The sequence below is a fragment of the Pseudoduganella sp. GW821-FHT12E03 genome (assembly GCF_058807115.1).
On the sequence record NZ_JBXAQJ010000007.1, the window covers coordinates 371871 to 398568 of the forward strand.

A 26698-nucleotide genomic window follows, 5' to 3' on the forward strand; every position below is an offset into this window, starting at 1 on the left:
CGGGAAAGTCTTGCATGGCCGTTGCGCTGAGCCTGATGGGGGCGGTGCACTGCGGGCCCGGCGCCGCCAGTGGCGAAGCCGGCCAGGTGGAATCCGAGCCGGCCGCCACCGCTGCCGTGCCGGTGGTGCAGGTCACGGCGCGCAAGCGCGATGAAACCATTGTCGAAGCGCCGCTGGCGGTCACCGTGTTCAATGAACAGGCGCTGGCCGATTACGGCATCCGCAACTTTGCCGACTATGCCGCCAAAGTGCCCGGCCTGTCGTATGGCTATGGCAATGGCGCCAGCGCGGGGGAAACCGGCACCGGGCTGGCCAATGCCCGCACCATTGCGATCCGTGGCGTGGCCGGCGCGCGCACCACGGCGTATTACATCGACGACACGCCGCTGCCCGGCGCCATCGATGCGCGCGTGCTGGCCTTGCGCGGCATCGAAGTCCTGAAAGGACCGCAAGGCACCCTGTATGGAGAGAGTTCGATGGGTGGTAATGTGCGGCTGCTGTCCCATGCGCCGGACTTGCACGCTGGTGGCGGGCGCGCGCAACTGGATGCCGGGCATACCCGGGGCGCGGCCGGCGCGGATTGGGGCGTATCCGGGACGGCCAATATCGTCCTGTCGCCGGGGCAGGCGGCGCTGCGGATCACGGGCTTTGGTGATGACCAGGGCGGCTACCTGGCGCGTTCATATCTGAGCGATATCGCGCGGCCCGCTTCGCCGCTGGTCACCGTGGGTGGCCAGGCTGCACAGCGCGGCGCCGGCGGTTCCGCGACCGCACTGCTGCGGCTGTCGCCGCAATTCGATGTCACCTTGCGCGTGCTGCGCCAATACCGGCGTGATCATGGCATCGCCGCCGTGTATGCGCCGCTGCCGGCGTTCCGTCCGGCGGATGGCGTGGTGCGCACGGCCAATGTGCAGCCGATGGCGGCCGACGGCTGGACCTTGCGCACGCTGGCGTTGACATACGCGGGGCAGGGCTGGCGTCTGAGCAGTTCGACCGGTTATTTCACGCGGCTGGCACAAGATGTGGAAGACAGCACGGAAGGCACGGCGCAATACCTGGCGACCTATGGCTATCCGGTGCCGCCGCAACCGTTCGCGTGGACCGCGCACCGGCGCAGCCGCCAGTGGACCCATGAAACCCGCGTGGCGTTCGATGGCGCCGGTCCATTCAGCGGCATCGCCGGCATTCATTATTCGACGCTGCGCACCTTGCGCGATACGCCGCCGCTGTTGGGGCGCAATGTGCTGGGCATGCCGGGCGAGGTGCTGCTGTGGGAGTACGTCAATGGCAACCGGCAGCGCGATACGTCGCTGTTTGGCGAACTGTATGCCAAGCTGCCGCACCAGTTCACGCTGACCGTGGGCGGGCGCTGGTACCGGCTGGCGCAACAGGATGACACCTTCTTCGATGGTGCGATTTATGGCGTGCCGGTACGGTCCGCGACTTCGAACAAAACCAGCGGCAACAGCCCGAAAATCGCGCTGTCGTATCAGCCCGATGGCAACCGCATGCTGTATGTCTCGGCCGCCAAAGGCTTTCGCGCCGGCGGGGCGCAGGCCGACCTGACGCCGTTGCTGGGCGGCTGTGTTTCGGCGGACGATGCGCGCCGGCTGGCCCGGGTCGACAGCGATACCCTGTGGAGTGTTGAAGCGGGCGGCAAGCTGCTGATGCCGGACACGGGATTGCTGGTGACCGGTGCGCTGTACCAGGTGGACTGGGACCGTATCCAGCAGCCGGCCTTCATTCCCACCTGCTTCTTTTACCTGCTGGGCAATGCGGGCGCCGCGCGCATCCGTGGCGCCGAGCTGGAAGCGACGGGACGGATCGGCAAGGGGCTGTCGCTGCGCGCTGGCGCAGGCTATACCGACGCGCGCATCACGGAACAGGGCTCGTCACGCCAGTTGGTGGGGGAACGCATCAAGCAGGTGCCGGAATGGAATGCCACACTGGGCGCCGCCTACAGCACCTTGCTGGCGCCCGGCATGACGGGCTTTGCCAGCATGGACGCCAGCCATACCGGCGCCAGCATCTCGTCGAACGCCACCACGCAGGCGCTGCGGCGGCCCGCTTATACGCTGGTCAACGCGCGCTTCGGCGTGCGCTGGCAGCGTTCGGAGCTGGCGCTGCAGATCCGGAACCTGGGCGATGCGCGCGTCAACCTGGGCGACCTTGGGTACCTGGGCTACCTGCGCTTCGAAGCCGATGGCAAGACGCCATTGCCGCAAGTGGCGACCTTGCCGCCGCGCGCGGTCAGCGTGCAGTACAGCGTGCGGTATTGAGGAGGACGTGGGATGAGCAGACACCTGCGCCGTTTGCTGTTGCTGGCGCCTGTCGCCGTATCGGCGGCCGGCAGCGTGGCGGCGCCGCTGATTGCCGAGCTGGCGCGCACGGAAAACGAACCGCTGATCGATGCGGCTTTTGAGATCGTGCGTGAAGCGTACCGGCGCATCGGCATCGAGGCGATCGACCGGACATTGCCGGGAGAGCGTTCGGTGCAGGCGCTGAACGCGGGCGAGTACACGGGTGACGTCATGCATATCGCAGGGCTGGAGTTGCGCTATACGAATTTGTTGCGCATTCCCGTGCCGGTCATCCATACGGATGCCGCGCTGATTGCCCGCAGCGACTGGCCCCAGCCGGCGCCGGCCGGCTGGACTGAACTGGAGCCCTACACGGTGTGCATCCGGCGCGGCATCAAGGCGATCGAAGGCGCCACGGAAAAGCTGAGCCGTGTTTCCATCGTCAGCCAGTATGAAAACATCATGCGCATGGTGCGCCTGGGGCGCTGCGACGTGATGGTGGTGCCATCGTCGGCATGGCTGGCAGTGGATTTGGTTGAGCTGAAGGGCTTGCGGGAAGTGAAGGTCATGCAGCGCTGGCCGCTGTTCCACTATGTGCACAAGGCGCATGCCGACCTGGTGCCGCTGCTGACGTCAGTATTGCAGGCCATGCAGCGCAGCGGTTATCTGGCCGAACGCCAGGCGGCATTTGAGCAGCGGCTGGAACTGGTGCGACGGGCCGCCCTGCAGCAGGGCAGGTAACATGAACCGGCAGGCAAAACAAAAACGCCATCCCGAAGGATGGCGTTTTTGATGAAACTTGGTAGGCCGTGCGGGATTCGAACCTGCGACCAACGGATTAAAAGTCCGCTGCTCTACCAGCTGAGCTAACGACCCGAAAGAGGCCGTATTATATACAGGTCAAAACGGGGTTGCCAAGTGTTTTTTGAAACCTTCCTGTCATATTAACGAGGACGTGACCTTCAAGACTTCCTCGGCGCTGGTGTAACCCTCGCGGATCTTGTGGGCGCCGGCGATGCGCAGCGGCTTCATGCCGTCGGCGATGCTCTGGCGGCGCAGCGCGCCGATATCGGTTTCTTCCTGCACCAGCGTGCTGAAGGCTTCCGTCACGGTCAGCAGTTCATAAATGCCGGTGCGGCCACGGTAGCCGGTCTGGCGGCACTCGGGGCAACCCACTGGACGGTACACGGTGGCAGGCTTGGGCAAGTCCCAGCCGCCGACGATGGCTTGCCACACTTCGTCGCTGATGGCGCCATCGGGCGACTTGCAATCCGGGCACAGGGTGCGCACCAGGCGCTGCGCCATGATGCCGATCAGGGTCGCTTCCAGCAGGTAGTACGGCACGCCGAGCTCCAGCAGGCGCATCACTGCCGATGGCGCGTCATTGGTGTGCAGGGTGGACAGCACCAGGTGGCCCGTCAGCGCGGCCTGGATCGCCATCTCCGCCGTGGCCAGGTCGCGGATCTCGCCCACCATGATGATGTCCGGGTCTTGCCGCATCAGCGCCCGCACGCCATCGGCAAAGGTCAGGTCGATGCCGGGCTGCACCTGCATCTGGTTGAACGAGGCTTCCACCATCTCGATCGGGTCTTCCACCGTGCACACGTTGACTTCCGAGGTGGCCAGCGCTTTCAGGGTGGTGTACAAGGTCGTGGTCTTGCCGGAACCGGTGGGGCCGGTGACGAGGATGATGCCGTGCGGGCGGTTGGTCAGCATGTCCCAGCGCAGGGCGTCGTCATCCGGGAAGCCCAGTTCCGGCAGGGTTTTCACCACCACTTCCGGATCGAAGATACGCATCACGAGCTTTTCGCCAAAGGCGGTCGGCAAGGTCGATAAGCGCAATTCGATTTCCTGGCCGCCGGCGGTGCGGGTCTTGATGCGGCCATCCTGCGGGCGGCGCTTTTCAATCACGTCCATGCGCCCCAGCAGCTTGATGCGCGCCGTCATGGCGATCATGACGACAGCGGGCACCTGGTATACCTGGTGCAGCACGCCGTCGATGCGGAAGCGGATGGTGCCCATGTCGCGCTTGGGTTCCAGATGGATGTCCGAGGCGCGCTGTTCGAACGCGTATTGCCACAGCCAGTCGACGATATTGATCACGTGCTGGTCGTTGGCGTCGACCTGGCGGTTGGCCTTGCCCAGTTCGACCAGCTGTTCGAAGTTGTTGCGCAGCGCGAGATCCTGGCCGGTTGATTTATTGGCCTTCTTGATCGATTTGGCGAGGCTGAAGAATTGCGACGTGTATTGCGCGATATCGAGTGGATTGGCAATCACGCGGCGGATTACGCGCCGCGAAATCTTGGCGATTTCCGCTTCCCATTCCAGCGCGAAGGGATCGGCGGTGGCCACCACCAGGGTGTCGAGCGTCATCTCGACCGGCAGGATATTGAAGCGCGCCGCATAGCTGGCCGACATCACGTCGGCCACGCGGGTGAAGTCGATCTTTAACGGATCGATGCGGTAGAACGGCAAGTGCACATGGCCCGCCAGCCACTCCGTCAGGTAGTCCAGCGTCAGGTGCTTGTGCGGCGCATTGACGGAGACCAGCTTGCAGTGCGCCACCGCGCACAGCGGGTGCATCGAGCCGACCGTGTTGCGCAGGATGCCTTGCGCCTGCGCGAAGTGGGCTTTGACATGGGCCTTGTCGACCATGCCGTCCGCCAGCAGCCAGGTGAAGATTTGTTGCAGGTCGAGTGCTTTATTCATCTGGCGCTGGTCTCCTGGTCAGTCTTTTTTCAGGGTGGCTTCTATACCCTTGACCCACGACTTGGCGGGCAACTTGGTGTCGGTGACGATCTGCGCGGCGCGCTCCTTCAATGCCGGGATATCCAGCGCGCGCTTTTGCTTGAACGCGATCGCCACCACATTGCCATCATGGACCGGCGGCAGACACACCACCTGATCGAAAGCGAACTTCATGGCCTTGATGTTCTTCGCATAGCTGGGGTGGTCGCCGAACAGGTTGACGGTCATGATGCCGTTGTCCGTCAGGCAGGCCGCGCACGACTGGTAAAACTCGGGCGTGTCGAGCACCGGGCCGCGCGCCGTGGCGTCATACAAATCCACCTGCAGCACGTCGAGCGCTTCATAGTTGGCTTTGTCGTTGACGAAATCCATCGCATCCATTTCCAGCACCTGCAGGCGCTCGTCATCGGGCGGCAGCTTGAACATGGACTGGCAAATCGCGATCACGTGCGGATTCAGTTCCACCGCCGTGACATCGGCTTGCGGAAACTGTTTATAACAAAACTTGGTCAGGGTCGCCGTGCCCAGGCCCAGTTGCGCGATGCCGCGCGGTTCGGCCAGCCACAGCAGCCAGGCATTCATTTGCTGCGCATATTCCAGTTCCGGCCAGTCCGGCTTGCGCAGGCGCATCGCACCCTGCACCCATTCGGTACCGAAATGCAGGTAACGCACGCCTTCCTGTTCCGACAGGGTGACGGGAGCGAATTTCGGTTTGCGGGGTTTGGCTGGCGCTTTAGCGGCCGCGCCTTTGGCCGACTTCGCCGCGGCGGGGCGCGATGATTCGACTTTTTCGATGGATTTGCGTTTGATGAGCATGAATACGGCCGGAGGGATGAACGCCGTATTATCCCGCGCCGGCTTCCTGCATGGCAAGCCGGCGTGGGCGGTGGGGCTTTAATTCAGGATTGGATCGGCCTGCACGCGCAGGCGGACCCGCTGGCCCGGATCGTAGGGCATGACAATGTTGTAAGTACGGCCACGGTAGTCATACGACACATCGTAGCCGTTGGTGCGTTCTTCAATGTTGTCGACCATGCGGCATTGCTTGACGGCTTGCTCCGTCACGGCGCCCGCTTGCACATTCTGGTTATCGACGCGGTCGCCAATCACGGCGCCGGCAATCGCGCCGGCGGCGGTGGCGGCGGTTTTACCGTGGCCGCCGCCGATCTGGCTGCCGGCAATCGCGCCAACGATGCCGCCGACGATGGAGCCGCCCGCACTGCGCTGCGACGGCTGCTGGACTTGCACATATTCCGTGCGGCATTCCTGGCGGGGGCGGTTGACTTGCTCGATCCGGGGTTGTACCCGCACCACGCGGCCGAAATCTTCAAAGTCGGGACGCTGTGCCTGCGCCAGCGGCAGGGCGCCGAGGCACAGCAGGGATGCAATCAATTTGGTTGGCAGGTTCATAGTGTTACCTCTTGATCTGGTCAAATACGCGTTGTATTGAAGCATGGTAATCCCGCCTCCGCTTAATAGTTGCAACGGATGGCAACAAAATGTAACCAGTCCCTATCATGCGCGCATAAATCCAGAGGAAATGTTCTATTTCTAACAAATCCTCCCTCTGAAACCACAATCGAGTTGATTAGAGACATACAACACGTTACCCTAACACGTGTATGGAATTAGATTGACTGAGAGAAACTTTACTGCCGCGGGCTATCCAAAAATATATGAGTTTGTTGACCACTGTGCCGCCCAATCTCGTGCAGTCGATCCGGGCTTTCCGGGTGCCCGACCTGCAAGACGAGGCAGCCCGCCTTGGGCAGCATTTCCTCTATGCCCACTGCAATGCCGGGCTCACCAAACAGCAAGTGCTTGGCATCATTGCGGAATCGTTCCTGTTTCCTAAACCTTGCGGCAAGAATTTCGAAGCCTTGCGCGTGTGCCTGACCGATACCATGGAGCAGGCAGGCCAGCAAACGGGTTTTCTCACCGTGCTCGAGCAATTGCCCAACACGCAAAAGTTCGACCGCGAAGCCCGTGAAACGCTGCTCGATGTGTTCCGCGATGCGGCCGATTACTGGGCTGAAAAGAACGTGCCGTTCCGCGTATTTTATTCATTCGAGTAAACCCCGCCGGAGGTTGCTGTGGCCGGTAGAGTGCGAAACCGGTACAATAGAGGGTTTTTGATGTCCTCCCCTGCACCCCGATGAAAAACATCGTCATCCTTATTTCCGGCCGTGGCAGCAACATGGAAGCCGTTGTGCGCGCCGCCCAATCCGAACAATGGCCAGCCCGTATCGCCGCCGTCATCAGCAATCGTGCCGATGCGGGCGGCCTGCAATTTGCGGCCAGCCATGGCATTGCCACCGCCGTGGTGTCCAACAAGGATTACCCGTCGCGCGAAGCTTTCGACGCGGCGCTGCAAGTGGAAATCGACCGCTTCGAGCCGGACCTGGTGGTGCTGGCCGGCTTCATGCGCATCCTGACGCCGGGCTTCGTGAACCATTATGAAGGCCGCATGCTGAACATTCACCCGTCGCTGCTGCCGCTGTTCCCTGGCTTGCATACGCATGAACAGGCACTGGAAGCCGGCGTGAAAGAACACGGCGCCACCGTGCACTTTGTGACGGCGCAACTGGATCACGGCCCGATGGTGGGCCAGGCAACGGTCCCGGTGCTGGACGGCGATACCCCCGAACTGCTGGCAGCCCGCGTGCTGGTGCAGGAACATCAGTTATATCCGCGCGCGATCCGCTGGTTTGTTGAAGACCGGCTGACGATTGCAGACGGCAAGGTCTTGATCGACCAGACTTAATAAAGGAATACTATGCGATTGCCACCAATGGTGCTCGCCAACGCTGAAGAAGTGTTGCGCGAGATTTTGCGCTTTGCCGCGCCGGCCGACACCACGTTGTCGCGCTTTTTTAAAGACCGCCAGCGCCTGGGCGGCCGTGAACGCGGCGCCATCGCCGAGTGCGTGTACGCCGTGCTGCGCAACAAAGCCTTCTTCACGGATTTCTCGGCGTCGGGCAGCGGTCCTGACATGCGCCGCCTGGTGTTGCTGGGCATGATGGATGCCGTCGGCCTGGAAGCATTGCCGAGCCTGACGCCGGAAGAAACCGCGTGGCTGGAACGCGCGGTCAATATCGACCGCAAGCTGTTGCACAAGTCGATGCGTTCGAACATGCCGAAATGGTTGTACGAAAAGCTGGTGGCCCAGTTTGGCGAAGAGGAAGCGCTGGCGCTGGCCGACGCGCTGAATACGCCGGCGCCGCTGGACTTGCGCGTCAATGCGATGAAGGCCGACCGCGACGACGTGGTGGCGGAGCTGGCGCAAGCGCCGATCGACGCCAGCCCGACGCCGTTCGCGTCGCTGGGCCTGCGCGTGCACAAGAAGCCGGCGCTGCAAAACCTGCCGCTGTTCAAGAGTGGCGCGATCGAAGTGCAGGACGAGGGCAGCCAGGTGCTGGCCCAGATCCTCGGCGCCAAGCGCGGCGAAATGGTGGTGGACTTTTGTGCTGGCGCGGGCGGCAAGACCCTCGCGCTGGGCGCGCACATGCGCAACACCGGCCGTTTGTATGCGTTCGACGTGTCGGAAAAGCGGTTGGCCAAACTCAAGCCGCGCCTGGCGCGCAGCGGCCTGTCGAACGTGCATCCAGTCTTGATCGCGCATGAACGCGATGCCAAGATCAAGCGCCTGGCCGGCAAGATCGACCGCGTGCTGGTCGATGCGCCATGCTCCGGCATGGGCACGTTGCGCCGCAACCCGGACGTCAAATGGCGCCAGCCAGAAAGCGCGATTGCGGAAATGCACGACAAGCAATTGGCGATCCTGGACGGCGCGTCGCGCCTGGTCAAGGGTGGCGGCCGCCTGGTGTATGCGACCTGCAGCTTCTTGAACGAAGAAAATGACGACGTGGCCGCTGCGTTCGTGGCATCGCACCCGGACTTCGAGCTGGTGCCGATGAGCAAAGTCCTGGCGGAACAGAAGATCGCGCTGGAAATGGGCGATTACCTGAAACTGTTGCCGCACAAGCACCAGACCGACGGCTTCTTTGCCGCCGTGTTTGAGCGCAAGAAAATGGTGAAACCTGCCAAGGCGGACGAGTCGGACGAATCGGACGACGCGGAATAAGTTATCCTGCAAGGCCGGCCTGGAGCCGGCCTTTTTATTATCCTGATCATTGCCAATGAAGCAAGAACCGCTAAAAAACCTGATTTCCGACTTATTCAATGACATGCGCGACCCTGGCCTGATGTGGCAATTGGGTGCGCTGGTGACTGCGATCCTGCTGGGCTGGTTGATTTCCCGCCTGCTGCGGGCCCGCGTCGCGGCCCGGATGGGGGATGCGGCGCCGGACAGCGAAATGGCCACCTTTGGCGTGGAAAGCTTTTCGCGCGTCGTATGGCCGCTTGCCATCGTGGCGGTACTGTTCAGCGCGCAATGGACGCTGGGGCAGTGGCAAAAAGTGCATTTGCTGAAGGTGGCGGTGCCGATTTTCATGTCGCTGGCGCTGATCCGCTTCACCTTTGTACTGTTGCGCCGCATTTTTGCGCGCCATGGCCAGATCGGCCAGACCTTGCTGACGTTTGAAAAGATTTTCCAGTTGCTGGTGTGGGCCGGCATGGTGCTGTACATCACTGGTACCTGGGGTGACCTGTACCAATACCTGGACCAGACGCAAGTGCCGCTGGGCAAACATAAAGTATCGATTGCCGACGTGCTGGGCGCCGCCATCTCCGTGGCGCTGATGCTGATGCTGGCGCTGTGGGTTGGTGCCGTGATGGAAGACCGCCTGATGAAGGTGGAATCCATGCACTCGAGCTTGCGGGTGGTGATGGCGCGCTTTGGCCGCGCGGTCCTGATTGTCGTGGCGGTGTTGCTGAGCCTGTCCGCGGTGGGCATCGATTTGACGGTGTTGTCGGTGTTTGGCGGGGCGCTGGGCGTGGGCCTGGGCCTGGGTTTGCAGAAAATTGCCAGCAATTACGTTTCCGGTTTCATTATCTTGCTGGACCGCAGCCTGACCATCGGCGACATGATTACCGTCGATAAGTTCAGTGGCCGCGTGATGCAAATCAATACCCGCTACACCGTACTGCAAGGCCTCGATGGCGTGGAATCGATTGTGCCGAATGAAATGCTGGTGTCCGGCGCGGTGCAGAATTCCACGCTGACCAACAAGAGCGTCTTGCTCAGCGCAAAAGTTTCTGTTGCTTATGACACCGACCTGGACTTGGCGCTGGGCTTGCTGGAGCAGGCGGCCCTGACGGTGGAGCGGGTCGTCAAGGACAAGGCGCCATCAGCCAACCTGGTGAATTTCGGCGCCGACGGCCTGGACTTGCAAGTCAGCTGGTGGATTTCCGATCCGGAAAATGGCCGGGGTGGCGTGATTTCCGACGTCAATCGTGCAATCTGGAAATTGTTGCAGGAACACCAGATATCCGTCCCGTTTCCGCAACGGGAAATGCGCATTATCGGTCCTGCAAGGTTGCCGGAAGGGTCATGATGGAGTGCGTGTCGCCTAAAAAATAATCAGTACTGACAGGCAATCCATCGTCAAGGGGGGCGGTTTCGGCGTACAATATCGCCCAACATGAGAAGTCGCGCCTGTTCAATTGGAACAGTTCGCGAACGATATCCCCCTACCTGGAGCAGTAATGATCCCTAGTTTACAAGCAGTGCTGGCCTTCCTCGATTCGGGCCTGTTGGGCCTGTCCGGTTGGCAAGTTTTTGCCTATACCATGGCAGTGACGCATATCACCATTGCCAGCGTCACGATTTATTTGCACCGCCACCAGGCGCACCGTGCATTGGAATTGCATGCGATCCCTTCGCATTTCTTCCGTTTCTGGCTGTGGCTGACGACCGGCCAGGTCACCAAGGAATGGGCGTCGATTCACCGCAAGCATCACGCGAAATGCGATACCGAAGAAGATCCGCACAGCCCGGTTACCCGCGGCATTAAAAAAGTATTCTGGGAAGGCGCAGAACTGTATCGCGCTGAATCCAAAAACAAGGAAACGCTGGAGAAATACGGCCACGGTACGCCGAATGACTGGATCGAGCGTAACCTGTATACCAAATACAGCGCCGCGGGCGTATCCGCTTTGCTGGTAGTAAACGTAATGCTGTTCGGCGTTATTGGTATTACCGTCTGGGCCATTCAAATGATCTGGATTCCCGTCACGGCGGCCGGCATTATCAATGGCATTGGTCACTACTGGGGCTATCGTAATTACGATTGCGCCGATGCGGCAACCAATATCATTCCATTGGGCCTGATTATTGGTGGCGAAGAACTGCACAATAATCACCACACGTTTGCCACGTCGGCAAAACTGTCGTCGAAATGGTATGAGTTCGATATTGGCTGGATGTATATCCGCATTCTGGAAACCCTGGGCCTGGCAAAAGTTAAGAAAGTCGCGCCAGAGCCGAAATTCCAGAAAGGCAAAATGGAAGCGGATCTGGAAACCCTGCAATCCGTGATTGCCAACCGTTATGATGTGATGGCGAAATACGCTAAATCCATCAAGGCGGCATGGAAAGATGAAATGCAGCATTTGAACAAGGCGGAACTGGAGGCACGTTTCCTGAAATCGTCCCGTAAATTGCTGCAGCGTGAACCAGCTAAACTGGAAGCGCCACAAAAGCAGCAATTGGTGGAATTGTTTGAGCACAGCAAAGTCCTGGAAACCATGCACACGATGCGGGTGGAACTGGGTGTGATTTGGGAACGTTCGCATTTCACCCGTGATCAATTACTGGCCAAGCTGCAAGACTGGTGCGACCGCGCCGAAGCATCCGGCATTAAATCGCTGCAGGAATTCTCACTGCGCCTGCGCAGCTATGCCTGAGCATTAAAACCCCGAGCGTTAAAACGCTTCCTTGAAAACGGCCCTGCGGGGCCGTTTTTATTTGGCCAACCGCCTTGTTTAAGCTAATTATTAGCGCGATCATGCTCATTTCTTACTTAAAATACGGTTAAACGCCTCGTGTTTTACCATTGCCTGCGCGCATCGTTCTGCTACCATGAAGACATTGCCTTTTTTGAAATGGAGAAGATATGCAATTCCGATGGATTAAAAAACTGGTGCTGGCCGTGGTGGTGATCGCCGTGTTATTTATGCTGACACCGTTTGCGATCGTGCCTCCAGGCCACCGCGGTGTCATAACCACCTTTGGTAAACCGTCGGAACAGGTTTATAGCGAAGGTATTCACTTCCGCTGGCCATTGGCGCAAACCATGCATTTGGTTGGCGTTGCCATTGAAAAAGGCGAAGGCGAGGGCGATGCGGCTTCCCGTGATTTGCAGCGGGTGACCACGCGCATTGCCATCAATTATCACGTCAAGCCGGAATCGGTCGTGTATGTGTATCGCGACCTCGGTAATAAACCTGGCGAACGGATTATCGTTCCAGCGGTGCAGGAAGCAGTCAAAGCCGTGACGGCCCGTTATACCGCGGAAGAATTGATTTCCAAGCGGGCCGGCGTGCGTGACGATATCGTGGCGGCATTGCGTGAACGTATGGCGCGGCACGGACTGGTCATCGATGAATTCTCGATTATCAGCTTCAACTTCAGTAAAACGTTTGATGAAGCGATTGAAGCGAAAACCACGGCGGAGCAATTGAAAATGAAAGCCGAGCGGGATTTGCAGCGGATTGAAGTGGAGGCGCAGCAGAAAATCGCCCGTGCCAAAGCCGAGGCCGAATCACTGGCAATGCAACGCCAGCAAGTGACAGCGGAGTTGCTGCGCTTGCGGGAAATTGAAAACCAGGCGAAAGCCATTGAGAAATGGGATGGGAAGTTGCCGAATACCATGGCTGGTGGAGCGGTGCCGTTTATTAATTTGCCGGCGAATACTAACGGTAAATAAGTAGCAAATAAAAAAGCCGCTCAGTGAGCGGCTTTTCTTTTTGAAACAAGGATCAATTATTTGATCTTGGTTTCTTTGTACAGAACGTGCTTGCGAGCTTTAGGATCGAACTTCATGATCTCCATTTTAGCTGGCATGGTGCGCTTGTTCTTGTCGGTCGTGTAGAAGTGACCCGTACCTGCGGTCGATTCCAGTTTGATTTTGTCGCGGCCGGTTTTTGCCATGATCTAGCTCCCTATTAAACTTTCTCGCCACGAGCACGCATGTCGGCCAGGACGGCGTCGATGCCTACCTTGTCGATGGTGCGCAGACCGGCGTTCGAAAGACGCAGGGTTACGTAACGGTTTTCAGATTCTACGAAGATGCGGCGGTTCTGCAGGTTAGGCAGGAAACGACGCTTGGTTTTGTTGTTAGCGTGGGAAACATTGTTGCCGACCATCGGCTTCTTCCCAGTGACTTGGCAAACACGTGCCATGGCGCACTCCTTGAGTTACTTCCAAAATTGGAAAAACGAGAGTATAGCGAAAAAACTTAGGTTTTTCAACGACTTGCGTAAAACAACTGTGTCATCTATTTTTAAGAAATTTAACAATTGGCGCAAGCTCTTGTTTTACATAGGTAAACTGCCTAACGAACAAGCAACTTCACAGCTGGCCATGTTCAGCAAATGAATGCACCTGGTGGCCGGCCACCACAAAATGGTCGAGGATGCGCACATCGACCAGCGCCAGCGCCTGGCCCAGTGCGCGGGTCAGCAGCAAATCCGCGTCGCTGGGTTCCGGCGCGCCGGACGGATGGTTGTGGGCCAGCATCACGCTGGCCGCATTGCGCTGCAGCGCTTCCCGCACCACTTCGCGCGGATAGACGCTGGTGTGCGACAGGGTGCCCCGGAACAGTTCGCAGGCGTCGATCAGGCGGTTCTTCACATCGAGGAACAGGACGTGAAACGATTCGTAAGGTTGGTGCGACAACGATAGCCGCAGGTATTGTTTAACGGCGTGCGGGGAGTGCAGGGCGATGCCGGTTTGCAATTGCTCGACCAGTGCACGGCGTGATAATTCCAGCACTGCTTGCAGTTGGGCAAAACGGGCGGCGCCGAGGCCGTGGATGGCGGAAAAATCGTCGACGCCGGCCGACAGCAAGCCTTGCAGCGAACCGAAGTGGCCCACTGCGTCATAGGCCAGCGCGATGGCGTCCTTGCCGCGCACGCCGACGCGCAGGAAAACAGCCAGTAATTCGGCATCGGACAGGGTGTGGGCGCCTTCGCGGATCAGCCGTTCGCGGGGACGCTGGTGAAGTGGCCAGTTGGAAATGCCCATGCTGAACCTCGCGCGGGGAGAAAGGCCTTCATTATGGCGAGCGCCGCCGCACACCGGCTTGCAGCAGATCAGCGCGGCGGCGCGTGCGGCGGCAAGGGCGTTGGCCACCACGGCGGCGGGGCGCTGCGGCCCAAGGTGGCTTACAATGTCGGATTCCCTGGCAATCACCTTGAAATATCATGTCTAACGAGCAACCCAACGTAGTTACGCCGTCGGCTTACCTGACCTTGCACTACCGCCTCGCCACCGTCGAGGGGACCGATATCGTCACCACCTTCAACGGCACGCCGGCCACCCTGATGCTGGGCCAGGGGCAACTGGCCCCTGTGCTGGAAGAATTGTTGCTGGGCATGCCGGAAGGAACGCATAAGACTTTTGACCTGGAACCGGGCGTCGGTTTCGGTCCGCGCAATCCTGAATTGGTGCGCCCCGTAACGCGCGCCACCCTGGAAGCGAATTCGCCGCCAGGCGAAGAGTACAAGATCGGCGACTTGGTGGATTTCGCCGCGCCGGGCGGCGGCCGCTTTGCCGGTGTCTTGCGCGAATTGCGCGACAACGATGCGATTTTCGACTTCAACCACCCGCTGGCCGGCCAGCCGGTAAAATTTGAAGTCAAATTAATTTCGGTTCTGTAAGGACTCAAGATGGATAAAGAACTGTTACTGGCGCAGCCGCGTGGCTTTTGCGCGGGTGTTGACCGCGCCATTGAAATCGTCGAGCGCGCGCTGGCCCAGTTTGGCGCCCCGATCTATGTGCGCCACGAAATTGTGCATAACGCGTATGTGGTCAACGATTTGCGCAGCAAGGGCGCGATTTTCATTGAAGAGCTGGACGATGTTCCGGCCGGTAACACCCTGGTGTTTTCCGCCCACGGCGTCTCGAAAGCCGTGCGCGCCGAAGCCGAAGCGCGCGGCCTGTCGATTTTTGACGCCACCTGCCCACTGGTGACCAAGGTGCACGTGGAAGTGTCGAAGATGCGCAAGCAGGGTTGCGAAATCATCATGATCGGCCACGATGGCCACCCGGAAGTCGAAGGCACCATGGGCCAGACCGAAGAGGGCATGTATCTGGTGGAAACCGTGGAAGACGTGCAAACGCTGCAGGTCAGGAATCCGGATGCGCTGGCGTACGTAACGCAAACCACCTTGTCGGTGGATGACACAACCGACATCATCGCGGCCTTGAAACTGCGTTTCCCGAACATTATCGAACCGAAGAAGGGCGATATCTGCTACGCCACCACCAACCGCCAGGAAGCCGTGAAATTCATGGCGCCGCAAGTCGAAGTGGTGATCGTGGTCGGCAGCCCGAACAGCTCGAACTCGAACCGCCTGCGCGAAGTGGCGGACAAGATGGGCACCCCGGCGTACATGGTCGACAATGCCACCCACATCAATCCGGCCTGGCTGGAAGGCCGCCTGCGCGTGGGCGTGACGGCGGGGGCTTCGGCACCGGAAGTGCTGGTGCAAGCCGTGATCGACCGCTTGAAAGAACTGGGTGTAAAAAGCGTGCGGGCACTCGATGGCGTGCAGGAAGCGGTGACGTTCCCTCTGCCCAAGGGGCTCGAAGGTGGTAAAAACGCAACAGTTTAATGTAAAAAAATGGAACGAAGCGCGCCGCGTCGTGGCGCGTTTATGCCGATTTCCGCGTCAATTCCAAGGGATTGGACCAGCAAATCGCTGTCTTTCCAATTTTTGAGTGATTTTTTGCGCGATTCGCCTCTGGACATAAATTAAATTCTGTGAACTTAATTTTTTTCCGATATTAGTTTTTGTTAAACATCGCTATCATTGCGGACGCTTGGCAACATGCATACGCAGTAGATAGACGCACAGCGTCTGATCAACGGCGGCACGCGGGGACTGTTTCCCCGGGTGCCGTTTTTGTTATGCGCCGGCGCTTAGGCGGCAACTTAGGTAGCGGCTCCTTAGTAGATGCTCATATAACGCGAACAAAGAGGCAATCCCCGATGGATACATTTATCCAACAAATAATCAATGGCCTGGTGCTGGGCAGCATGTATGCGCTGGTCGCGCTGGGCTACACCATGGTGTACGGTGTCCTGAACCTGATCAACTTCGCTCACGGCGACGTGCTGATGATCGGCGCCATGGCGGGTTTGACGATCCTGAACCTGCTGAACCATGTGGCGCCTGACCTGCCCGGCTTCGTCAAGCTGGCCATTGCCATCCTGGGCGCGATTCCCGTCTGCATGATCGTCAACATCGTCATCGAGCGCGTCGCGTACCGCCGCCTGCGCAACGCGCCGCGCCTGGCGCCGCTGATCACGGCCATCGGCGTGTCGATCCTGCTGCAAACATTCGCCATGATGATCTGGGGCCGCAACCCGCTGCCATTCCCGCAAATGCTGTCGTCCGACCCGATCATGCTGGGCGGCGCCGTGATTTCGCACACCCAGGTGCTGTTGCTGGTGCTGGCGGCTTGCGCGATGTTTGGCCTGGTGATGCTGGTGGAAAAAACCAAGATGGGCCGCGCCATGCGCGCCGTGGCGGAAAATCCCCGCGTGGCGGGCTTGATGGGCGTCGATTCGAACCGCGTGATTGTCGCCACCTTTGCCATCGGCGCCGGCCTGGCGGCCGTGGCCGGTGTGATGTGGGGCGCGAATTACGCGTCGATCCAGTTTGCCATGGGCTTCGTGCCGGGCCTGAAAGCCTTCTCGGCCGCGGTGCTGGGCGGCATCGGCAATATTTATGGCGCCATGATCGGCGGCATTGTGCTGGGCATTATTGAAAGCCTGGGCGCCGGTTACATCGGCGACCTGACCGGCGGATTCCTGGGGTCGCATTACCAGGATATCTTCGCCTTCGTGGTGCTGATCCTGGTGTTGACGGTGCGTCCGTCCGGCATCATGGGTGAGCGCGTGGCGGACCGCGCGTAAGGAGAACACCATGGCACTGTTGAATTTCGACGTACAAAAAGATCCGAAAAAAGCCTACACCAGCATGGCCATCGTGCTGGCCTTGCTGATCGTGTTCCCGTTCGCGGCGGCCCCATTTGGCAACTCGTGGGTGCGCATTGTCGACCTGGCGCTGCTGTACATCATGCTGGCGCTGGGCCTGAACATCGTGGTCGGCTTTGCCGGCTTGCTGGACCTGGGCTACATCGCGTTTTACGCGGTGGGAGCCTACATGACGGGCATGCTGGCGTCGCCGCAATTTGCGACCTTGCTGGAATCGGTCATCAATAACTATGAACCGCTGGGCAATGCGCTGGTCGCCCTGTTCGGCGAGGACATCCGCACCAACGGCATTCACCTGTCGGTGTGGGTGATCGTTCCGCTGGGCGCGGCGCTGGCGGCGCTGTTTGGCGCCATCCTCGGCGCCCCGACGCTGAAATTGCGCGGCGACTACCTGGCCATCGTGACCCTGGGCTTCGGTGAAATCATCCGGATCTTCATGAATAACCTGAATGAGCCGATCAACTTCACCAACGGCCCGCAGGGTATCAACCTGATCGACCCGATCCGCGTGTTCGGCGTGTCGCTGGCCGGTGAGGCGGGCTCGCGCGCCACGGTCTTTATTGGCGGCTTCGGCATGCCGTCCGTGAACGCGTATTACTTCCTGTTCCTGGTGCTGACCATTGCAATCGTGTTCGTGACCAGTCGCCTGCAGCATTCGCGCCTGGGCCGCGCCTGGGTGGCGATCCGCGAAGATGAAATCGCGGCCAAGGCCATGGGCATCAATACCCGCAACGTGAAACTGCTGGCGTTCTCGATGGGCGCCTCGTTTGGCGGCATTGCCGGCGCGATGTTTGCCTCGTTCCAGGGCTTTGTGTCGCCGGAATCGTTCTCGCTGACCGAATCGATTGCCGTGCTGGCGATGGTGGTGCTGGGCGGTATCGGCCACATCCCGGGCGTGATCATGGGTGGCGCCTTGCTGGCGGCGCTGCCGGAAGTCTTGCGCCACGTGGTGGAGCCGCTGCAGCAAAAGCTGTTCGGCCACGTGATCATCGAAGCGGAAGTGCTGCGCCAGCTGCTGTACGGCCTGGCCATGGTGGTGATCATGCTGACGCGCCCGGCTGGCCTGTGGCCGTCGCCCAAGCACGAAGACCGTCCGGACGGCGATTCGGACACCAAAGAGCAATCGTCCGGCGTGATGCCAGCGTGAGGAAGTAATGAGCATGCAGAACAATGAGCAAGTAATGTTGAATATCGCCGGCGTGAATAAACGCTTTGGCGGCCTGCAGGCGCTGACCGATGTCGGCATCAAGATCATGCAGGGCCAGATCTATGGCCTGATCGGCCCGAACGGCGCCGGCAAGACCACGTTCTTCAACGTGATCACCGGCCTGTACCAGCCTGACACCGGCACCTTTGAACTGGCCGGCAAACCGTATTCGCCGTCGGCGCCGCATGAAGTGGCGAAAGCGGGCATCGCCCGCACGTTCCAGAACATCCGCCTGTTCGGTGAAATGACGGCGCTGGAAAACGTCATGGTGGGCCGCCACGTGCGCTCGCATCAGGGCGTGTTTGGCGCGATTTTCCGCCACAAGGCGGCGCGCGAGGAAGAAGCGTCGATCCGTGCCCGCGCCCAGGAATTGCTGGACTTCGTCGGCATCGGCGCGTTTGCCAACCGCACCTCGAAGTTCCTGTCGTATGGCGACCAGCGCCGCCTGGAAATCGCCCGCGCGCTGGCGACCGACCCGCAATTGCTGGCGCTCGATGAACCGGCGGCCGGCATGAATGCGACGGAAAAGCTGGCGCTGAAGGAATTGCTGGTGAAAATTAAGGCCCAGGGCAAGACCGTGCTGCTGATCGAGCACGACGTCAAGATGATGATGAGCCTGTGTGACCGCATCACGGTGCTGGAATACGGCAAGCGCATTGCGGAAGGCTTGCCGGCGGAAATACAAAGCAATCAGGCGGTGATCGACGCCTACCTGGGAGGATCGCACTGATGTCGGACAATGTATTGAAGGTTTCGGGCCTGAAGGTGGCGTATGGCGGCATCAAGGCCGTCAAGGGCATCGACCTGGAAGTCAACAAGGGGGAATTGGTCACCCTGATCGGCGCCAACGGCGCCGGCAAGACCACCACCCTGAAAGCCATTACCGGCACCCTGCCGGCCTGCAAGGTCGAAGGCACGGTGTCGTACCTGGGCAAGTCACTCAAGGGGACGCAATCGTTCCACCTGGTCGAGCAAAAGCTGGCGATGGTGCCGGAAGGCCGCGGCGTGTTCACCCGCATGACCATCGTGGAAAACCTGCAGATGGGCGCCTACACCCGCGATGACAAGGCGGGCATCGAGGCCGATATCGCCAAGTGGTTCGACATCTTCCCGCGCCTGAAAGAGCGTGCCGGCCAGCTGGCGGGCACCTTGTCCGGCGGCGAGCAGCAGATGCTGGCGATGGCGCGCGCGCTGATGTGCCATCCAACCCTGCTGTTGCTCGATGAACCGTCGATGGGCTTGTCGCCGATTATGGTCGACAAGATCTTCGAAGTGATCCGCAATGTCTCGAAAGAGGGCATCACGATCCTGCTGGTGGAGCAAAACGCCAAGCTGGCGCTGCAGGCGGCGCACCGTGGCTACGTGATGGAATCGGGCTTGGTGACGATGACGGGCAACGCGAAAGACATGCTGGACGACCCGCGCGTGAAAGCCGCCTACCTGGGCGAATAAAGTACGCTTTCATCCGGGTTCTTTGCTATCGCCACTACATCGCACGATAGTGCTAAAGGGGCCAGGCCCCAAAGTTCGGTGCGGGAATGGCGGCGGTTCCTCTATACTGGCGCTTCCCCTCCGATGGAGAAGCGCCGGCCATGCCCGTCAAATCCCTGCCCGAACTGGACTTGCTGGAACAGTTGATCGACGAGGGCAGGCCATGGCTGACGGTGGAAACCGCTTGCACGGTGGCCGCCGACAGCCGGCAGTTTCCCGTCCATGTGCTGACGCTCGGCAGCACCGATCCCAACGCGCCCGCCCTGGGCCTGTTTGGCGGCATCCACGGCCTGGAGCGCATCGGCACCCAGGTCATCCTGTCTTTCCTGCAATCGCTGGTGGCGCGCCTGCGCTGGGATGAGGTGTTGCAGCGCCAATTGGCGGAAATCCGGCTGGTGCTGATGCCGCTGGTGAACCCGGGCGGCATGTACCTGGCCACGCGCGCCAATCCGCAAGGCGTCGACTTGATGCGCAACTCGCCGGTGCAGGCCAGCGAACGGGTGCCCATGCTGTTGGGAGGGCAGCGCCTGTCATCCCACTTGCCGTGGTACCGGGGCCGCTTTGGCGCGCGGATGGAAGCCGAGAGCCGCGCCGTGTGTGCGGTGGTCGAGCGCGAATTGCTGCCGCGCCGCTTCAGCCTGACGCTCGATTGCCATTCCGGCTTCGGCTTGCGCGACCGTATCTGGTTCCCCCATGCCCATACCCGCACGCCGATCACCCATTTGCCGGAAATCGCCGCGCTGGAAGAGTTATTCACCGGCAGCTATCCGCACCATCCGTACACGTTCGAGCCGCAAAGCCTGCAATACCGCACTCATGGCGATTTGTGGGATTACCTGTACCTGAAAGCGGCGCGCCGGGCGGAAACGCTGTTCTTGCCGCTGACCCTGGAAATGGGATCGTGGCTGTGGGTGAAAAAGAATCCGCGCCAGCTGTTTTCCCGGCTGGGCGCGTTCAATCCCACCTTGCTGCACCGCCAGCAGCGGGTCTTGCGCAGCCACCTGATGTGGTTCGAGTTCTTGATGCGGGCGGTGGCGGCGCATGCGCGCTGGCTGCCCGATGACCTGGGGCGGTTGGCGCAGCGCAAGCGGGCCCTGGCGCGGTGGTACGGGGTGGGCGCCGGATGACGACCGCACTTGGACCGGCCCGGGCCGATGGCGCCGGCCGCATGCCGGCGGACAGCGCCGCCGTGCGCGGCATGCCGCATGATCCCGGCGCGCAGCAGGCCGGGGCGCGCAGTGCGCACGTCTGGGTGCTGTTGCGCGGCCTGGTGCGCGAACGCCGCCACTGGGGTGGCTTTCCCGCGCAATTGCGGGCGGCGCTGCCGGGCAGTGTCATTCTCACGCCGGATCTGCCCGGCAATGGCAGCCGCAGTCATGAAATCAGTCCGGCCACGGTCGATGGCATGGTGGCGGCATTGCGCGCGGATTTGCAGGCTCGTGGTATCAGCGGCCCGGTGAATGTGCTGGCATTATCTCTGGGCGCCATGGTGGCCACGCAATGGCGTGCACGTTATCCGGAGGAAATCGCCCACTGCGTACTGATCAACACGAGCATGCGTCCGTTCAGTCCGTTCTATCAGCGCCTGCGCTGGCGTAATTACCCGGCCATCGTGCGCGAACTGGCGTTCGGCGATCCTGCCAGCCGCGAAGCGCTGATTTTGCGCCTGACCAGCGCGCGCCATGGCGACGATGCGGCATTGCGGCGGCAATGGCAGGCCTGGCAGCGGGAGTGCCCGGTCACGCGCGTCAATGCGCTGCGCCAGTTGCTGGCGGCCAGCCGCTATCGCGCGCCGGTTACGGGCAATGGGGGACCGTTATTGATCTTGAATGGCGCGCGCGACCGGCTGGTCGATCCGCGTTGCTCGGAACGGCTGGCGCAGGCATGGCAGGTGACCTTGCGGTCGCACCCGGAGGCCGGGCATGATTTGCCGCTTGATGAGGGAGCGTGGGTGGCGGAGCAGGTGGCCGGCTGGATGGCGGCCGCGAAAGGTGTCCCCTGACGGGCGTCCACCAAAAACCGCGCGCACAAAAAAAGAGCCCCGGACGAAGCCGGGGCAGTGAAGGACATCCGCTTGAGAGGACACCACGGATGCCGAGGAGACCTTGCGTCAGCGGATCCGGCCGCCTGCTGCAGGGCAGGGGCCGGAAGCTTCATTCAATTACTTCTTCGGCGTAACCTTGGCGGCGGCAGCGGCGAACTGGTTCACAGCGGCGTTCAGGTTGGTTTCGATGGCTTCCGAAGCTTGCTTGGCGGTTTTGGTGAACTGCTCGTAACCGGCGCTGGCGTTGCCCAGGGTCGATTTCAGCAGGGCGATCGCGTTTTCGGTGCCGGCTGGGGCGTTCTTGCTCACTTCGTCAACCAGCGAAATGACTTTGCGGTTGGTTTCTGCGATTTGGGTTTCAGCGGCTTTGGTGAATTCAGCTTGGGTGCCGGAAGCGATCGCTGCCAGGTGACGGCCGTAAGCGATGGCTTTTTCAGCGGTCGGCTGAGCTTGGGCAGCGGTCAGGGAGAAGAATTCTTGTGGATCTTTGGCGGCCAGCAGTTGCTTGGCGGCGATCGACGACTCTTCCAGCGACGCTTTGGCGGCGCTCAGGTTCAGGTCCACCAGTTTTTCCACGCCTTCGAACGCTTTGTTGGTCAGCGACGAGAAGATCGCGAATTGGCTTTCGAAATTAGCTTTGGTGGCATTGGAAAATTGCTCAGGAATAGCAAACATGTAAATCTCCAGTTTTGAGTGGATCAAGCGGTTATACCTGTAGTCAACAACTTTACGTCTGGTGATTCAGGCCGGGGGTAGTGAATGGTGCATCGCAACAAGGCCGATTTTACGGACTTCAATTTTTAAGTCAAGCGATTTTTGTGCGTTGCACAAAGGTATCTACTGAGCACAATTTTAAGGGCGTGAAGCTTGCCGAGTGCAAGCAATGGCGCGGCCTTGGCGCCATGTGGTGTTGCAAAAAATAGAACGGTCATGCTGCACTTGCAGCATGGAAATGACGATTGTGTTGCAATGTGGTTTGCTGCGGCAATCCGCGCCGATTTTTCCCCCATGCTAGACTCATCCCCCCGGTGTTGTCATTCCCGCTGCATCGTCCTTTTTCACACTCCTGGTTGCACATGTCCCGGCCTGCCTCCTTCTTTTCGCCCATTCCCGTCTTTTTCGTGTTCTTGTGGAGCACCGGTTTCATTGTCGCCAAGTTTGGTTTGCCCTATGCGCCGCCGCTGATGTTCCTGCTGCTGCGCTTTACCGGTGTGCTGGCGCTGCTGGGGCCGGCCGTGCTGATCATGAAAGCGCCGTGGCCGGCCGGCCAGGTCGGCCATGTGGCGCTGGCCGGTATTTTGTTGCAGGCCGGCTATTTGTCGGGCGTATGGGTCGCCATTAAGCTGGGCATGCCGGCCGGCGTCACGGCGCTGATCGTGGGCATGCAGCCGATTTTGACGGCGGTGTCGGCGCGGCTGATCGGCGAATCGGTGCGGCCGCGCCAGTGGCTGGGGCTGGTATTCGGCCTGGCTGGCGTGGCGCTGGTGGTGTATGCCAAGATCACCATGATCGGGCTGTCGTTTGCCGCAATTGCGCTGTGCGTGTTCGCACTGCTGTCGATCACGGCCGGCACCATGTACCAGCGCCGCTTTTGCCCGCAATTTGATTTACGCACCGGCACCATCATCCAGTTTGCCGCGTCGTTCATCGTGGTGTGGCCGTTTGCCGTGTACTTTGAGGAATTCTCTGACATACAATGGACGCCGCGCTTCCTGGGCGCGCTGGCCTGGGCCGTGCTGGCGCTGTCTATTGCCGCGATCTTCCTGCTGTTTGCCCTGATCCGCCGCAGCGACGCCACCAAGGTCACCAGCCTGCTGTACCTGACCCCGCCAACCACGGCCGTGATGGCCTGGCTGATGTTTGGCGAAGCGTTCAGCGTCCTGGGCGTGGCCGGCATGGCGCTGGCCGTGACCGGGGTGTTCTTTGTCGTGAAACAAACTAAATAAAACTCTATGATTTCCACACCCGACCAGCAGGCGGTGGATGCCGCCATCACATCCCGCCGCTCGATCCGCGCTTTCCTGCCCACTCCGGTGGCACGGGAAGACATTGAAAAAATCCTCGATGTGGCGGCGCGCGCCCCCTCCGGGACCAATACCCAGCCATGGAAAGTGTATGTGCTGACGGGCGAAAAAAAGCAGGAACTGACGTCGCGTATCCTGGCCGCCCATGCGGATCCGGCGCTGGCGCAGCAGCACACCGAAGAATATGCGTACTACCCCCGGGAATGGCAGTCGCCATACATCGACCGGCGCCGCAAAGTCGGTTGGGATTTATATAAGTTGCTGGGCCTGGCCCGCGACAACAAGGCCGGCATGGCTGCCCAGCACGGCCGCAATTACGCCTTCTTCGATGCGCCGGTCGGCCTGATGTTTACCATCGACCGGGTGATGGAGCAGGGCTCGTGGCTGGACTATGGCATGTTCTTGCAAAACATCATGGTGGCGGCGCGCGGACGGGGCCTGGACACCTGTCCGCAAGCAGCGTTTACGCAATACCACACTATTATTCGTGCGGTGCTGGATTTGCCGGATAATGAAATGGTCGTGTGTGGCATGTCGCTGGGCTACGCCGACCATAATAAGATTGAAAACACGCTGGTCACTGAACGTGAATCGTTAGCCAACTTCGTAAAATTTGTGGACTAGACAAGCTGTGGTTTGCCGGCCGCGCAGAATGAAAAAATGCGCTGCCGGATGCTTGCGGGCGGCCAACGTTTTGCTACACTGCAACGGGAGTAGTCACACTGCATTGTGGGGATTGGAATGAACAAATTTGCTATTGGCGCGTTGTTAACGGCTTTGTGTGTCACGTTACCCGTGACGGCGGTACAGGCCAAGGAAGGTGCGCGCAAAACGTCGGTCAAGAAGGTCAAGGGGGAAGGCAAAGCCAAGGCCGCCAGGCTGCCGCTGCGCGTCGCCGCTGCACCGGACGCCGAACGTAAAGTACGCCGCGTCATCACCGTCAATGGCAAGCGCAAGGTCGTGTACCAGCGCATCCTGACCGCCGCCCCGGCGCTGGCGTCGCCCACCATGGGTGAACTGGCCGGGCTGGGCTTGACGCCGGACGCGCTGGCGCTGCAATCGAATGTGGCGTACGTGCTGGACCAGGCCAATTCTGAAGTGCTGTTTGAAAAAAATGCCAATGTGGCCTTGCCAATCGCCTCGATCACCAAGATGATGACCGGCCTGGTGGTGGTGGAAGCCAACCAGGACATGGATGAAGTGCTGGCCATCACGGATGACGACATCGACCAGGAAAAGCACACGGGTTCGCGCCTGAAAGTCGGCACCCAGCTGACGCGGGCATCGATGCTGCAACTTGCGCTGATGAGTTCGGAAAACCGCGCCGCCTCGGCCCTGGGCCGCAATTATCCGGGCGGCTTGCCGGCGTTTGTCGATGCCATGAATGCCAAGGCCCGTTCGCTGGGCATGTCCGATACCTATTACGTGGATTCCAGCGGCTTGTCCAAGCGCAACATGGCCAGCGCCCGCGACCTGGCGAAACTGGCGATGGCCGCTTACCAGCACCCGGTGTTGCGGGAATATTCGACGGCGCCGAAAGCCGTGGTGGAAGCCAGTGGCCGTCCGATGCACTTCGGCACCACCAACCGCCTGATCGCCACGCCGGGCTGGGAAATCGGGCTGCAAAAGACCGGCTTTATTAATGAGGCGGGGCGCTGCCTGATGATGCAAGCGGTGATCCAGGGCCGCGCCGTCATCATGGTGCTGCTCGATGCGAAAGGTTCCGCGGCCCGCGCCGCGGATGCGGGCCGCGTGCGCAAATGGCTGGAAGCCATCAAGCCGTCCAGCATCATTGGCGCCAGCACTTCGGTCGGCAGTGGCGCCGCGGCGCCCCAGGCGTATTCGTCGGGCATGTAACCTGTACCCGCAAACAGCAAGGCCGGCAATTCGCCGGCCTTTTTACTTGCGTCATCTCATGCAATGTCACACGCCGGGGTCAGACCCCAAGGTGTGACATGCGGGGGATCACTCTTGATGGGTATAGCCCAAGGTGGCGGAAATCTGGTTGGCAGTGCTAATCAGGTCTTCCAGCCATTCATCTTGCAGCCGGTCGGCCGGGGCGGAAATCGACAGGCCGGCCACCAGCTTGCCGGAATCGTCGCGGATGCCGGCCGCCATGCAGCGCACACCGAGCTCCAGTTCTTCGTTGTCCCGCGCATAGCCCCGGGCGCGCACCAGGCTCAGTTCGCGTTCCAGCTTGGCCAGGTCCGTGATGGAATTCTTGTTGTGGCCGGCCAGTCCGGTGCGGGTGGCATAGGCGCGGATGGCTTTCGGATCATCGACCGACAGGAACAGCTTGCCGGTCGACGTCAGGTGCAGTGGACCACGGCCGCCGATGGCGCGCACCACCTGCATGCCGGAGCGTTCGGAAAACGCGCGGTCGATGTACACGATCTCGTCGCCCTGGCGCACCGACAGGTTAATGGTCTGCTGGGTTTTCTTGTGCAGGGTGCGCATGAAGTCCAGCGCCGCTTCGCGCACCGACAAGCGGCTTTTCACCACATTGCCCAACTCCAGCAAGCGCATGCCGAGGCGGTAAGTGCCGGGCTCGATCCGGTCGACAAAGCGGGTAATCACCATGTCGTTGAGGATGCGGTGGGCAGTCGAGGGGTGCAATCCGGACACTTTAGAGAGTTCCTTCAAACTCACCGGGTCCGGATACTTGGCCAACGCGTCGAGCAAGGCCACCATGCGCTCGATGACCTGAATGGTCGTCTTTTGCTCTGGAATAGGTTCGATTTTCATATTATGGTTGG

27 protein-coding genes and 1 tRNA gene are annotated in these 26698 nt (G+C 60.4%); 19 read left to right on the forward strand and 9 right to left on the reverse strand.

Annotated elements, in window-relative coordinates:
- Positions 1 to 14: 14 nt before the first annotated feature.
- Both AC1RRC_RS19735 and AC1RRC_RS19740 read left to right on the forward strand, forming a co-directional pair.
- Positions 15 to 2279, forward strand: coding sequence for a TonB-dependent receptor (locus tag AC1RRC_RS19735; RefSeq protein ID WP_493057228.1), 2265 nt, complete (start codon positions 15 to 17; stop codon positions 2277 to 2279).
- A 12-nt stretch (positions 2280 to 2291) separates the two neighbouring features.
- Positions 2292 to 3041, forward strand: a complete 750-nt coding sequence (locus AC1RRC_RS19740) for a substrate-binding periplasmic protein (protein ID WP_493057229.1) — start codon at positions 2292 to 2294, stop codon at positions 3039 to 3041.
- A 59-nt stretch (positions 3042 to 3100) separates the two neighbouring features.
- On the opposite strand, the gene AC1RRC_RS19745 is transcribed toward AC1RRC_RS19740, so the two are convergent.
- The 4 genes from AC1RRC_RS19745 to AC1RRC_RS19760 all read right to left on the reverse strand — a co-directional run bounded on the left by AC1RRC_RS19745 (position 3101) and on the right by AC1RRC_RS19760 (position 6458).
- A tRNA-Lys gene (locus AC1RRC_RS19745) sits at positions 3101 to 3176 on the reverse strand.
- Between the two features lie 63 nt (positions 3177 to 3239).
- The gene (tfpB, locus tag AC1RRC_RS19750) at positions 3240 to 5009 is read right to left on the reverse strand and encodes a type IV pilus assembly ATPase TfpB (protein WP_493057230.1); all 1770 of its coding nucleotides are present in this window, start codon (positions 5007 to 5009) and stop codon (positions 3240 to 3242) included.
- A gap of 18 nt (positions 5010 to 5027) precedes the next feature.
- Entirely contained in the window at positions 5028 to 5864 is an 837-nt protein-coding gene (locus AC1RRC_RS19755; protein WP_493057231.1) for a spermine/spermidine synthase domain-containing protein, read from the reverse strand.
- A 78-nt stretch (positions 5865 to 5942) separates the two neighbouring features.
- Positions 5943 to 6458: a glycine zipper 2TM domain-containing protein gene (locus tag AC1RRC_RS19760; RefSeq protein WP_493057232.1), complete on the reverse strand. Its 516-nt coding sequence runs from the start codon at positions 6456 to 6458 to the stop codon at positions 5943 to 5945.
- A gap of 266 nt (positions 6459 to 6724) precedes the next feature.
- Here AC1RRC_RS19760 and AC1RRC_RS19765 point away from each other — a divergent pair, with 266 nt between their 5' ends.
- The 6 genes from AC1RRC_RS19765 (at position 6725) to AC1RRC_RS19790 (ending at position 12877) form a co-directional block, all read left to right on the forward strand.
- On the forward strand, positions 6725 to 7123 hold the full coding sequence (locus AC1RRC_RS19765; RefSeq protein WP_493057233.1) for a barstar family protein: 399 nt from the start codon (positions 6725 to 6727) through the stop codon (positions 7121 to 7123).
- 80 nt (positions 7124 to 7203) lie between these two features.
- Complete coding sequence (purN, locus tag AC1RRC_RS19770; RefSeq protein WP_493057234.1) at positions 7204 to 7812, forward strand: phosphoribosylglycinamide formyltransferase; 609 nt, start codon at positions 7204 to 7206, stop codon at positions 7810 to 7812.
- Positions 7813 to 7824: 12 nt separating this feature from the next.
- Positions 7825 to 9132 carry an RsmB/NOP family class I SAM-dependent RNA methyltransferase gene (locus tag AC1RRC_RS19775; RefSeq protein ID WP_493057235.1) on the forward strand — a complete coding sequence of 436 codons (1308 nt, stop codon included), beginning with the start codon at positions 7825 to 7827 and terminating at the stop codon, positions 9130 to 9132.
- A 55-nt stretch (positions 9133 to 9187) separates the two neighbouring features.
- Positions 9188 to 10504 carry a mechanosensitive ion channel family protein gene (locus AC1RRC_RS19780; RefSeq protein ID WP_493057236.1) on the forward strand — a complete coding sequence of 439 codons (1317 nt, stop codon included), beginning with the start codon at positions 9188 to 9190 and terminating at the stop codon, positions 10502 to 10504.
- Positions 10505 to 10655: 151 nt separating this feature from the next.
- Positions 10656 to 11855 (forward strand): DesA family fatty acid desaturase, encoded by a 1200-nt coding sequence (locus AC1RRC_RS19785; protein WP_493057315.1) that lies wholly within the window; start codon positions 10656 to 10658, stop codon positions 11853 to 11855.
- A gap of 209 nt (positions 11856 to 12064) precedes the next feature.
- On the forward strand, positions 12065 to 12877 hold the full coding sequence (locus tag AC1RRC_RS19790) for an SPFH domain-containing protein (protein WP_493057237.1): 813 nt from the start codon (positions 12065 to 12067) through the stop codon (positions 12875 to 12877).
- A gap of 56 nt (positions 12878 to 12933) precedes the next feature.
- Here AC1RRC_RS19790 and rpmG read toward each other — a convergent pair whose 3' ends face one another.
- From rpmG to radC, 3 genes are all read right to left on the reverse strand, one after another.
- The gene (rpmG, locus tag AC1RRC_RS19795; protein ID WP_154371792.1) at positions 12934 to 13101 is read right to left on the reverse strand and encodes a 50S ribosomal protein L33; all 168 of its coding nucleotides are present in this window, start codon (positions 13099 to 13101) and stop codon (positions 12934 to 12936) included.
- 14 nt (positions 13102 to 13115) lie between these two features.
- The gene (gene rpmB / locus AC1RRC_RS19800; protein WP_093559101.1) at positions 13116 to 13352 is read right to left on the reverse strand and encodes a 50S ribosomal protein L28; all 237 of its coding nucleotides are present in this window, start codon (positions 13350 to 13352) and stop codon (positions 13116 to 13118) included.
- 169 nt (positions 13353 to 13521) lie between these two features.
- On the reverse strand, positions 13522 to 14196 hold the full coding sequence (gene radC, locus AC1RRC_RS19805; RefSeq protein ID WP_493057316.1) for a RadC family protein: 675 nt from the start codon (positions 14194 to 14196) through the stop codon (positions 13522 to 13524).
- A gap of 179 nt (positions 14197 to 14375) precedes the next feature.
- Here radC and AC1RRC_RS19810 point away from each other — a divergent pair, with 179 nt between their 5' ends.
- The 8 genes from AC1RRC_RS19810 to AC1RRC_RS19845 all read left to right on the forward strand — a co-directional run bounded on the left by AC1RRC_RS19810 (position 14376) and on the right by AC1RRC_RS19845 (position 21876).
- A complete protein-coding gene (locus tag AC1RRC_RS19810; RefSeq protein ID WP_493057238.1) occupies positions 14376 to 14831 on the forward strand; it encodes an FKBP-type peptidyl-prolyl cis-trans isomerase in 456 nt (151 codons plus the stop codon).
- 9 nt (positions 14832 to 14840) lie between these two features.
- Entirely contained in the window at positions 14841 to 15788 is a 948-nt protein-coding gene (ispH, locus tag AC1RRC_RS19815) for a 4-hydroxy-3-methylbut-2-enyl diphosphate reductase (protein WP_493057239.1), read from the forward strand.
- Positions 15789 to 16165: 377 nt separating this feature from the next.
- Positions 16166 to 17095, forward strand: coding sequence for a branched-chain amino acid ABC transporter permease (locus AC1RRC_RS19820; RefSeq protein ID WP_493057240.1), 930 nt, complete (start codon positions 16166 to 16168; stop codon positions 17093 to 17095).
- 10 nt (positions 17096 to 17105) lie between these two features.
- Positions 17106 to 18323: an ABC transporter permease subunit gene (locus AC1RRC_RS19825; RefSeq protein ID WP_493057241.1), complete on the forward strand. Its 1218-nt coding sequence runs from the start codon at positions 17106 to 17108 to the stop codon at positions 18321 to 18323.
- 7 nt (positions 18324 to 18330) lie between these two features.
- Positions 18331 to 19113 (forward strand): ABC transporter ATP-binding protein, encoded by a 783-nt coding sequence (locus AC1RRC_RS19830; protein WP_493057242.1) that lies wholly within the window; start codon positions 18331 to 18333, stop codon positions 19111 to 19113.
- A complete protein-coding gene (locus tag AC1RRC_RS19835) occupies positions 19113 to 19835 on the forward strand; it encodes an ABC transporter ATP-binding protein (protein WP_493057243.1) in 723 nt (240 codons plus the stop codon). Before AC1RRC_RS19830 ends, AC1RRC_RS19835 begins: the two co-directional genes overlap by 1 nt.
- Before the next feature lie 140 nt (positions 19836 to 19975).
- The gene (locus AC1RRC_RS19840; protein WP_493057244.1) at positions 19976 to 21001 is read left to right on the forward strand and encodes a M14 family zinc carboxypeptidase; all 1026 of its coding nucleotides are present in this window, start codon (positions 19976 to 19978) and stop codon (positions 20999 to 21001) included.
- The gene (locus AC1RRC_RS19845; RefSeq protein WP_493057245.1) at positions 20998 to 21876 is read left to right on the forward strand and encodes an alpha/beta fold hydrolase; all 879 of its coding nucleotides are present in this window, start codon (positions 20998 to 21000) and stop codon (positions 21874 to 21876) included. The genes AC1RRC_RS19840 and AC1RRC_RS19845 overlap by 4 nt, the downstream gene beginning before the upstream one ends.
- 159 nt (positions 21877 to 22035) lie before the next feature.
- Here AC1RRC_RS19845 and AC1RRC_RS19850 read toward each other — a convergent pair whose 3' ends face one another.
- Positions 22036 to 22593, reverse strand: coding sequence for a phasin family protein (locus AC1RRC_RS19850; RefSeq protein ID WP_493057246.1), 558 nt, complete (start codon positions 22591 to 22593; stop codon positions 22036 to 22038).
- 401 nt (positions 22594 to 22994) lie between these two features.
- On the opposite strand from AC1RRC_RS19850, the gene AC1RRC_RS19855 reads away from it, so the two are divergent.
- The 3 genes from AC1RRC_RS19855 to AC1RRC_RS19865 all read left to right on the forward strand — a co-directional run bounded on the left by AC1RRC_RS19855 (position 22995) and on the right by AC1RRC_RS19865 (position 25799).
- Positions 22995 to 23864 carry a DMT family transporter gene (locus tag AC1RRC_RS19855; RefSeq protein ID WP_493057247.1) on the forward strand — a complete coding sequence of 290 codons (870 nt, stop codon included), beginning with the start codon at positions 22995 to 22997 and terminating at the stop codon, positions 23862 to 23864.
- 6 nt (positions 23865 to 23870) lie between these two features.
- A complete protein-coding gene (locus AC1RRC_RS19860) occupies positions 23871 to 24566 on the forward strand; it encodes a nitroreductase (protein WP_493057248.1) in 696 nt (231 codons plus the stop codon).
- 117 nt (positions 24567 to 24683) lie between these two features.
- Positions 24684 to 25799, forward strand: coding sequence for a serine hydrolase (locus AC1RRC_RS19865; protein ID WP_493057249.1), 1116 nt, complete (start codon positions 24684 to 24686; stop codon positions 25797 to 25799).
- A 108-nt stretch (positions 25800 to 25907) separates the two neighbouring features.
- Here the strand turns inward: AC1RRC_RS19865 and AC1RRC_RS19870 are convergent, their stop codons facing one another.
- Complete coding sequence (locus tag AC1RRC_RS19870; protein ID WP_493057250.1) at positions 25908 to 26687, reverse strand: IclR family transcriptional regulator; 780 nt, start codon at positions 26685 to 26687, stop codon at positions 25908 to 25910.
- Positions 26688 to 26698: the final 11 nt, after the last annotated feature.